Here is an 8,712-nt window from a genome sequence, read left to right as displayed (position 1 = left end):
CGACCCCGAGGACAAGAAGGTCCTCGTCGCCCGCACCAAGGAACAGATCAAGAACGCCCCCGAGTTCCACCGCGACAAGCACCTCGGCGACGCCGTCTACCGGGAAGAGCTGGGCACCTACTACGGCACCGGCGCCCCCTTCGGCGGTCGCCCCGCCTGATCCCGATCCCGCACCACGACGCCGGTCCCGGCACCCTCCTGGGTGCCGGGACCGGCGTCGTGTGGGACCGGCGGTGTGGTGGGTCAGCCGCCCTCGGATGCGAGGACCTCGGCCAACGCGGCTTCCTGCTCCTCCACGTCTCCAGCACTCCCGGCGATCACCGCGTACCGCCAGGAACGGCCGTCGGGTGGCGCGTCCGCGTAAAGGACCACGCCCTCGCCGCGCTCCGGATCGAACGCGAGGCGGCAAGCGCGCAGCCGGGCGGCGGGACCAGAGCGGCGTACGGTTCGGCGACCGCCGAGGCTTCGGTCTTCGGGTGCGCCGACGCCTCCGCACGATGGGCCCGAGTTTCTGCCCTTCCGGCTCGGTCAGTCTGCGAACCCGGACCAGTTGCGCCCTCAACCCTCCCATGCTGCTTGGGGTGTCCGATGCCGGTGATCACGCTGGCGCCGGGGGTGCGGCTTCGCGGCGGCACCCTGGAATTCGGCGCCAAGGGTGTCCGGCTGACTGGGGACAGAGTCCTGGAGGCGATCTGCAGCCCCGAACAGGAAGCAGCTGTCCTCAACGACGTCACTGTGGCCGACCTGGGCACGCCGGTGCTGCGGGGGGGGGCGCACCACCGGGGTGCTGATCCTGGCCCGCGACGACCTCCAGCGGACTCGGCCCACCCTTCTTGGCCTGCGTCTCCTCCTCGTCCCCGCCGCCGTCGTGGTGGTTCTTCCATGCTTGCCAGACGGCCTTGAGGCCCAGCGCGAGTGGCAGCAGGCTCAGGTAGCGGACAACGGACTCGGGCAGGGATGTAGCGCCGAACGCGGCGGCCACCGCCATTGGCTTCCGCTGCGGCGGCAGGAGCAGTGCCGGTGGGCCACCAGCCGCTGAGCCGTAGGCCGGATCCGAGGGGCCAGACCGCGACCAGCAGGACGATGACAGCGGTGACGACGGTGAGCGCCCGCCGGGCCCAGGAGGCGGGCAGGCACGGAACCAAGCGTCATACGGCCTTCACGCCGAACGTGTCGAGTGCGAACAGCGGCATCAGGACGCCGGCCCCGAGCAGGGTGGTGACCAAGTCTGGCGCCGAGGAACCACCCGGCCCCGGTGCACGTCCGCCCGCACCATCGTCGGCTGATCGATGAGCAGCCCTGCCTCGCTCCAGCAGTTTGATCTTCCACTGCGGAGACAGGGGCCAGGACAAGGCCCTTCGCCGCGGTCAGCGTGTGCCGACATGCCGCGCATGGCGCAATGAGCCGCTCCGGCGGCTTCCCAGGTCACTTTGTGCGGAGGCGGTGACCGGCGTGGGCGGGCAGGAACGAGGTGGCGGGGCAGGTCATGGACGAGGAGAGAGTGGACCGGTCGGAGGGTTTCGGTGAGCGGCTGCTCGGCCTGTTGCTGGACCGGGCGCCGCATCTGCCGCCGCAGCTGATCGCCCCGCTGATCGCGGAGGAGGTGGGCCGGGTCGGAGGCCGTGACGTCTCCATCCTGCTCCAGGACTACGCGCAGGAGTTGCTGGTGCCGCTTCCGGGCAGGAAGCTGCATGTCAGTCAGCCCGAGCCGGTGATCGACTCCCCTGCCGGGCGGGCTTTTCTGCGCGGGGAGACCGTCGAGGTGCCGCTGGCCCGCGGCGGCGTCCGGATGTACTTGCCGCTGCTGGACGGCAGTGACACGGTGGGCGTGATGGTCCTCACCTTGGACGACGTCGGCGAGGACGACCGGCGCCTGCTGCGCCGACTCGCCGGCCTGGTCGCCGATCTGCTGGTCACCAAGAACGCCTACACCGACCAGTTCTTCCTGGCCCGGCGCCGGGAGCCGATGAGCGTGTCCGCGGAGATCCAGTGGGGCCTGCTGCCGCCCCTGACGATGACAGTGCCTCAGGTCGCGGTGGCCGGCATTCTGGAGCCCGCCTACCGCGTCGCCGGAGACAGCTTCGACTACGCCCTCAACGACAACATCCTGCACATGGCCGTGATCGACGCGATGGGCCACGGCCTGAACGCCGCCGCGATGGCAACCATCGCCATCGGCGCCTACCGGCATGCCCGGCGCGTGTTCGTCAGCCTGGCCGAGAAGTACACGTACATGGACGACGCCATCTCCGGGCAGTTCGGTCCCGACCACTTCGTCACCGCCCAGCTGATGCACCTGAACATCACCACCGGTGAGCTGGAGCTGGTCAACGCGGGTCACCCCGCGCCTCTGCTGATCCGCGACGGCAAGGTCGTGCGGCAGTTGGAGAGCGCGACGACGCTGCCCGTCGGCTTCGGCGGTGAGGAGCCCCGGATCAGAGAGCACACACTCCAGCAGGGCGACCGCGTGCTGTGCTACACCGACGGCATCATCGAAGAGCACGTCACCGGCGGGGAGCTGTTCGGCGAGGAACGCCTCATCCGTTGCGTCAACCGCCTCGGGGAAAAGCCGTCAGAGGGGATGCGGGCAGATCTGCGCCGGCTCTCCCACACGCTGAAGAGCGAACGAGGCGGGCACACCAGCGACGACGCCACCCTCTTCATGATCGAATGGCGCGGGGGCGCCGCCGACCACCTCGCGGTTCTCGACTGAACGCTTCGAAGCTGCGAATCATCCATCCTCAGTGGCGTGCGGCTGACAGTTCGGCCCATGGAAGAAGCAGTGCCCCGACCGGGGAGTTACGGTCTCGGACGTGGCTGTGCCTCCGTCCGACCTGAACGCCGTGGCCTACCGGACATCGACGACGACCGCACCGCGCCCGCGCGCCCGTCGTCCGAGATCGAACTCCCCACCGCCTCTGCCGGAGAAAATACCTGGTCACAACGGTCATTGCCCATCGACTAGGCGTACAGTTAAAGGACCGGAAGTACTTCGAGCACCGGCTTCACGCGGGTGTCATTTCCGGCGATCGCCTAAAAACCGGGCTGCCGACGGGCAGTCCGGGGGCAGGTCCGCATCATGACCACCACCCTCGACCGGACCGCGCCCCGCGACCTCGCCGCAGTGCTCCCGGCACGCTTGTCCCTCACCCCGAAGACCAACCTTGCCGGCCTGCTGGACGGTGCCTGGTGGCCCCGCTCGCGTGACCTTGAGGCCGAGCTCCCCGCTCTCGCCGCCGCTCTGGACGAGCCCTGGGGGCGCATCACGCGCGTCAGCGTGAACCCCAGCCGCTGGCCGGTCGTCCCGCGCACGGTTGCCGTGGCCGGGCGCGTGCTCCACGTGGGCTGGTTCACCGAACAGGACCCCGACAAGCTGATCCTGCTCTCCTACACCGTCGGCCGCTGGGACCTCCTGGTGATCCCGCCCGAGACCGAGCCCGCAGCCGCGGCCCGCCTGATGGCCGCCGCCGCGATCCCGGGCAGCGTCCTGGCCGCAGGCGTCCTGATGGCCAACGAAATGGTCATCGGGCGCGGCATCCGCGACGCCCGCCGCCGGGAAGCCACCTGGGAGGACGAGGCCGGGGCCTGCATGCCCACCTTCGGGGAGCCGTTCGGACGAGGCGCTCTCCCATTGTCCGCGAACGGCTGGAGGTGAGCTCCGTGGAGACCGTCGTCCTCATCGCGGTGATCATCCTCATGACCGGCATCGGGATGCGTTTGATCCACCTGCTGAACGCCCAGCACGACGCACGGATCGAGGCCTACCGCTTCAGTGACCCCCTGCCGAGGCCTCCCGGCCTGCCGGACGACACCGGTCGTCGAGCCCACCACACGGGTGCCGGCCGGTGAGGAACGGATCTTCCTCCGACCGGGGGCAGCGGGCGGGGCGCCTCGGCGCCCCGACCCGCCGGACTCCTCACCCGCCCTCGACGGGAACATCCGCCTCCATGCAGGACCCCGCCGGCACCGGCGCACGCTCCGACGAGACCTGAGAAGTCCGACGAGCCCCGGAGCCCACCCCCACCCCACACATTCGAAAGGACGCGGTCATGGCCACACTGCACGAACGCAAGACCTACCGCGACCAGGTGCTCCGGGTCCTGTACGAAGCCGTCGAAGGCAACCGCCTCCTCGGCATCACCGGAGCACAGCTGCGGCACGACCTCCACGTACCGGAACAGGACCTCGCCGCCGCCTGCACCTACTTGGCAGGCGAAGGACTCATCACCGTCGACTGGGAACCCGGCAACACCCCGGCGATGGTCACCCTCACCCACGAGGGAATCCGGCACATGGAAGCCGATGAGGAAGACACGGCTGAATCCCCTCACACATGCGAGGGCCTGGGACATGGGCAGGACCGGTGATGACACGTCCGCGTTACCCGTCACGGGCCCGATACCCCGGACACCCGCCCCGGAGTCTGTGTGCGCCAGGCGTGCACGGCGCGACGGCAAGATCCTGATGCGCTCGGGGAGGCCCGGGTGCGCCGTGTCGATCCGTGCGCCCCTGGCAGTGGGCTGTTCCGGTAGGGGCTGAGGGGTTACACCTGGATCAAGCAGAGTCACCCCGAGGCCGGTTCACACGTGAGTAAGTGTTCAGCACGTCATGCAGATTCGTGCCCGACTTCCCCTGAAGGATCCCCCAGGCCGCGCACCGTCACCTTTGTGGGAGTAGTGCGATGACCATCAGCTCTGCCGCCGACCCGCCCTTACCTCCTTCGCAGCCTCTCCCTTCGCCTCCGAGGATGGTGCTACCCCGGCATATCGCCGTGATCGTGGACGGCAACCGTCGGTGGGCACGCCAGCACCGTACTCATCCGGCCGCGGCCTACCGGCGCGGCGGGGAGCGTGTGCACGAACTGCTGACCTGGTGTCAGGCGGCCGGGATCCGAGCGGTCACGCTGTGGCCCCTGTCGGCGGACAACCTGCGGCGCGATCCCGCTGATGTCCGTGCTCTGGCCCAGGTGATCACTGAAGTGGTGTGTGAGCTCGCCGATGCCGGGTGTTGGCGGCTGCACCTGTTCGGCAACCCGGCACTGCTTGGCGATGACGCGCGGCGCAGAGTCCGCGGCGCTGTCCGGCGCACGGGTCGGGTGTCCGGTATGGCGGTCAACATCGCGGTGGCCTATGACGGGCGGGAAGACATCACCGCGGCGGTCCGGTCGCTGCTGGCCGAGCACGCCGGCCGGGGGACCGCGGTCGCGGACATCGTGGACGGCCTTACCAGTGATCAAATTGCGCGCCATCTGGCCCTGACCGGGCAGCCTCCGGTGGATCTGATCATCCGAACCTCGGGGGAGCAGCGCCTGTCCGGCTTCCTGCCCTGGCAGAGCGCCTACAGCGAGTTCTACTTCTGCGACGTGAACTGGCCCGACTTCAGCCGGGCGGACTTCGACGCCGCCCTCCTCAGCTACAGCCGACGATCTCGGAGGTACGGGCAGTGACGGTGGACAGAGCCATTTCCGCGCCCTATGACCCCCCGCGCCCTGAGCTTTCGTTCCCGTCGCTGCGCAGTGCGCATGCCGAGCAGCTTGAGGAAGGGGCGCTGCAATGGGCGGTCCAGAGGGGGATGGTGAGCGGCGGTAAGGCGGAGGCGTACTGGCGGCAGGTGGGCTTGGGCGAGGTCAGTGCCCGCGCCTACCCGTACGCGGAGGCATCCACCGGGCTGCTCCTGACGTGCTGGATCGGCTGGACCGCCTGTGTGGAGCGGTACTTCGACGAGCCCGCCGCACCTCCTCCTGGTGAGCTGCTCGCTCTGGTGGAGAGCCTGGCGGGTACGGGCGCGACGCCGTGGGTGCGGCATCCGCTCGCCGCGGCCCTGGTCGATCTGTGGCAGGGCACCACCCCTCTGATGCCGGCGCACTGGAGGCGGCACCTCGCGGTCAACCTCGCCGACTACGTCAACGCCTGCTCCGCCGAATCCCGGGACCATGGCAGCGACCCCCGACAGGTCGGGGTCGAGGAGTTCTTCGAGCAGCGGCGGCTCACCGTCGGCAGCTACGTCTACTGCGACCTGGTCGAACTGTCCGTGGGGTTCGCCGTTCCGGACGGCCTGTACCGCAGCCCGGTCTTCACCCGGATGCGGCAGGTGTGGAACGACCTGACCTCACTCGTCAACGACCTGGCCTCCGTACCCAAGGAACTCGCCGCCGGGGACATGCTGCACAACCTCGTACTCCTCACCCACCACCGGGACGCGGTCCCGCTCGCCCAGGCCGCCCTGCAGGTCGCCACGCACATCGAGGACCTCGCCAAGACCTTCATCGCCCTCGAAGGGCAGCTGGAGACGGAAGCCGACCGGCAGGGCCTGGCGGCGGCGGAACGGGAGGGCGTAGGGCGTTGTATCGAAGCCATGGAGGCGTTCATCGCGGGCGAGCAGCGCTGGCACGAGCTCAGCTCCCGGTACGCGCAGACCAGTGAACCCTCCGCAACACACGACTTGAAGGGACTGTGATGCTCGGTCGCAAGCGACAGCGCTGGTACACGAAACCCGACCTGCGTCCCACGGCGGGCGACGAAGCGTTCCCGTCGGCCCTGCCCGATCCGACGGGGTGGTTCTGCCTCGGCTTCTCCGACGAGGTGCGGCCCGGCAAGGTCATCACCCGCAGGCTCGTGGACCGCGACGTCGTGCTGTACCGCACGCGGAAGGGGCTGTTGCGGGCGGTCGAGGCGTACTGCCCGCACCTGGGCGCCCACCTCGGAGTCGGCGGCACCGTCGAAGGGGAAAACCTGGTCTGTCCCTTCCACCGGTTCTCCTACGGACCCGACGGAACCTGCGTGCAGACCGCGTACGGCAAGCGGCCCCCCAAGGCCCGGCTGGGGCAGCTGGAGGTCCGGGAGATCAACGGCGGCATCATCTTCGCCTGGTACGACCGTGACGGCCGCCCACCCTCGTGGGAGCTGCCCCAAGTCGACCTCACCGGGTATTCGCCTCTGGTGCACATCACCGTGGAGATGCCCACCCACCCGCAGGAGATCGGCGAGAACACCGTCGACGAGGGGCACTTCCCGGTCATGCACAAGTCGCCGATCCTGGCGATCGAGCCGTACACCTTCACCCGGCACGTCCTCGGCCTCAACTTCACCATGCGCGTCCCCCTTCCTCACCTGCCGCGTGCCGCCCTCACCGTCAGCTACGAAGGGGAACTCCACGGCCTCGGCTACACGGCCGGATCCATGACCTTGAAGGCCGGGCCCGTCCTGCGGGGCTGGATCATGCCCACCGTCGTAGGACCCTGGCGGATTCAGTTGCGGTTCGCCGCCTGCCTGCGCCTGCCCGCCCCGCGCTGGCTGCCCGACCGGCTCGGCCAGGTCTTGGCCTACGCCGGAGCCCGGGCCCTGTGCGACATCGGGCTCCGTACCACGGCCGCCGGCTTCGTGCTGAACGACGACAGCCCGATCTGGCACACCAAGCGCTACCAGGCAGCTCCGCGCCTGGCCGACGGAGACGGCCCGATCATGGCCTACCGGCGCTGGGCCGAGCAGTTCTACCCCGGCGGAGAGCCGGCCGACGAGCAGAAGGACGCCCATGCCGCCACTGTCCCCAGCGATCGACAAGCTCCCCTTCTACTGCCCGATACCGCCCGCACCCCATCCGCGCCCTGAGGCCCTCGACAGTAACTCCGTGCGATGGATGGTCGACTACGGGATCTGCGCACCCGACTCCTGGCTCGCTCAGATCAACAGCGGTCACGTCGCCTCCACGATGGTCCCGCTGGCCCAAGCGGACAGCGCCGCCCAGCACATGAGCTTGTTCTCGGACTTCTGCTACTGGGCGTACGCCTGGGACGACTCACGCGACGCGCGCCTGGACCTGCGGCCCCCCGGCGCACTCACCTCGCACTGCCTGCGTCTCGACAGGATCCTCGACTACCCCGGCCCGGCCCCGCACGAGAGTGACCCGTACTGCCAGTCGTTGTGGGACCTGCGCCGCCGACTCGCCGAACTCCCCGACTCCGAGCAGGTCAACCGTGTCAACGACGGCACGCGCCGCTACATCCACGGCAGCTACCAGTGGACGCGCATGCAGCGCAGCCGCTCCATCCCCGCGCTCAACGACTACCTGCTCGCCCGTAGCGACGACTGCGCCGGCAGCTGGATGGTGCCGTTCTACCCCCTCATCGGCGGCTACCGGCTCACGCCGGAGGAAGCGGGTGATCCGCTCACGCTGATCCTCACCGATCTCGTCCCTCTGATCGGCGCACTGGACAACGACGTCATCTCCCACCACCGCGAAGCCGCCATCGGCGAGTTCAACGTTCTCGACGTCCTGCGCAACCAGAACAACGGGTACCCGCTCACCGACGCCGTCACCGACGCGATCGCCCTGCGCGACCGGCTCATGACCCTCTACGTGCGCATACGCGACCACCTGGCCCGCACCGGCGGCCCCCACCTGGCCCGCTTCGCACACGACATCGGATACATCGTCCGCGGCCACATGGAATGGGCCCTGGAAACCAGCCGCTACCGAACCCCCCAGGACGCGAAGACCGGCGAGCTCCACGACGCCACCGCGTTCACCGTCGACTGGACCGACCACCCCGCCGACGACAACCCCCACCCGCCGGACCTCCCAGCGATCACCTGGTGGTGGGACCACATCCAGGCCGCCGAGGGCAACCGGCCGGCTCGAAAGGGCCCGCTCTCTTCCTGAGGCCGCCACGAGGCAACCGCGACGGCCGGTGTGCATGACGAGCGAGTCGTGCAC

9 protein-coding genes and 1 pseudogene are annotated in these 8,712 nt (G+C 69.3%); 9 read left to right on the top strand and 1 reads right to left on the bottom strand.

Annotation, left to right across the window (positions count from 1 at the left end; genetic code table 11):
• Positions 1–160: pseudogene (locus ACFY0D_RS36320) on the top strand (PRC-barrel domain containing protein); the annotation flags it as partial.
• A gap of 83 nt (positions 161–243) precedes the next feature.
• Here ACFY0D_RS36320 and ACFY0D_RS36315 read toward each other — a convergent pair.
• The gene (locus ACFY0D_RS36315) at positions 244–417 is read right to left on the bottom strand and encodes a peptide ligase PGM1-related protein (RefSeq protein WP_390802174.1); all 174 of its coding nucleotides are present in this window, start codon (positions 415–417) and stop codon (positions 244–246) included.
• Between the two features lie 1,069 nt (positions 418–1,486).
• On the opposite strand from ACFY0D_RS36315, the gene ACFY0D_RS36310 reads away from it, so the two are divergent.
• From ACFY0D_RS36310 to ACFY0D_RS36275, 8 genes are all read left to right on the top strand, one after another.
• Positions 1,487–2,713: a PP2C family protein-serine/threonine phosphatase gene (locus ACFY0D_RS36310; RefSeq protein WP_390802168.1), complete on the top strand. Its 1,227-nt coding sequence runs from the start codon at positions 1,487–1,489 to the stop codon at positions 2,711–2,713.
• Between the two features lie 366 nt (positions 2,714–3,079).
• Entirely contained in the window at positions 3,080–3,655 is a 576-nt protein-coding gene (locus ACFY0D_RS36305) for a DUF5994 family protein (protein ID WP_390802167.1), read from the top strand.
• Between the two features lie 5 nt (positions 3,656–3,660).
• Positions 3,661–3,849, top strand: coding sequence for a hypothetical protein (locus ACFY0D_RS36300; RefSeq protein ID WP_390802166.1), 189 nt, complete (start codon positions 3,661–3,663; stop codon positions 3,847–3,849).
• A gap of 200 nt (positions 3,850–4,049) precedes the next feature.
• Positions 4,050–4,367 (top strand): hypothetical protein, encoded by a 318-nt coding sequence (locus tag ACFY0D_RS36295; protein ID WP_390802165.1) that lies wholly within the window; start codon positions 4,050–4,052, stop codon positions 4,365–4,367.
• Between the two features lie 320 nt (positions 4,368–4,687).
• Positions 4,688–5,446, top strand: coding sequence for a polyprenyl diphosphate synthase (uppS, locus tag ACFY0D_RS36290; RefSeq protein WP_390802173.1), 759 nt, complete (start codon positions 4,688–4,690; stop codon positions 5,444–5,446).
• 128 nt (positions 5,447–5,574) lie between these two features.
• On the top strand, positions 5,575–6,456 hold the full coding sequence (locus ACFY0D_RS36285; RefSeq protein ID WP_390802164.1) for a hypothetical protein: 882 nt from the start codon (positions 5,575–5,577) through the stop codon (positions 6,454–6,456).
• A complete protein-coding gene (locus ACFY0D_RS36280; RefSeq protein ID WP_390802163.1) occupies positions 6,456–7,607 on the top strand; it encodes a Rieske 2Fe-2S domain-containing protein in 1,152 nt (383 codons plus the stop codon). The genes ACFY0D_RS36285 and ACFY0D_RS36280 overlap by 1 nt, the downstream gene beginning before the upstream one ends.
• A gap of 28 nt (positions 7,608–7,635) precedes the next feature.
• A complete protein-coding gene (locus ACFY0D_RS36275) occupies positions 7,636–8,658 on the top strand; it encodes a terpene synthase family protein (RefSeq protein WP_390802172.1) in 1,023 nt (340 codons plus the stop codon).
• The last annotated feature ends 54 nt before the right edge of the window (positions 8,659–8,712 follow it).

The organism is Streptomyces sp. NPDC001502 (assembly GCF_042894785.1).
In the GTDB taxonomy this organism is placed as follows: Bacteria; Actinomycetota; Actinomycetes; order Streptomycetales; family Streptomycetaceae; genus Streptomyces; species Streptomyces kutzneri.
This window is presented reverse-complemented; position numbering and strand designations above follow the sequence as displayed.

Coding starts and splice junctions, on each gene's coding strand:
- ACFY0D_RS36310 (WP_390802168.1), top strand. CDS start 1,487: ATGGACGAGGAGAGAGTGGACCGGTCGGAGGGTTTCGGTGAGCGGCTG.
- ACFY0D_RS36305 (WP_390802167.1), top strand. CDS start 3,080: ATGACCACCACCCTCGACCGGACCGCGCCCCGCGACCTCGCCGCAGTG.
- ACFY0D_RS36295 (WP_390802165.1), top strand. CDS start 4,050: ATGGCCACACTGCACGAACGCAAGACCTACCGCGACCAGGTGCTCCGG.
- ACFY0D_RS36280 (WP_390802163.1), top strand. CDS start 6,456: ATGCTCGGTCGCAAGCGACAGCGCTGGTACACGAAACCCGACCTGCGT.
- ACFY0D_RS36275 (WP_390802172.1), top strand. CDS start 7,636: ATGGTCGACTACGGGATCTGCGCACCCGACTCCTGGCTCGCTCAGATC.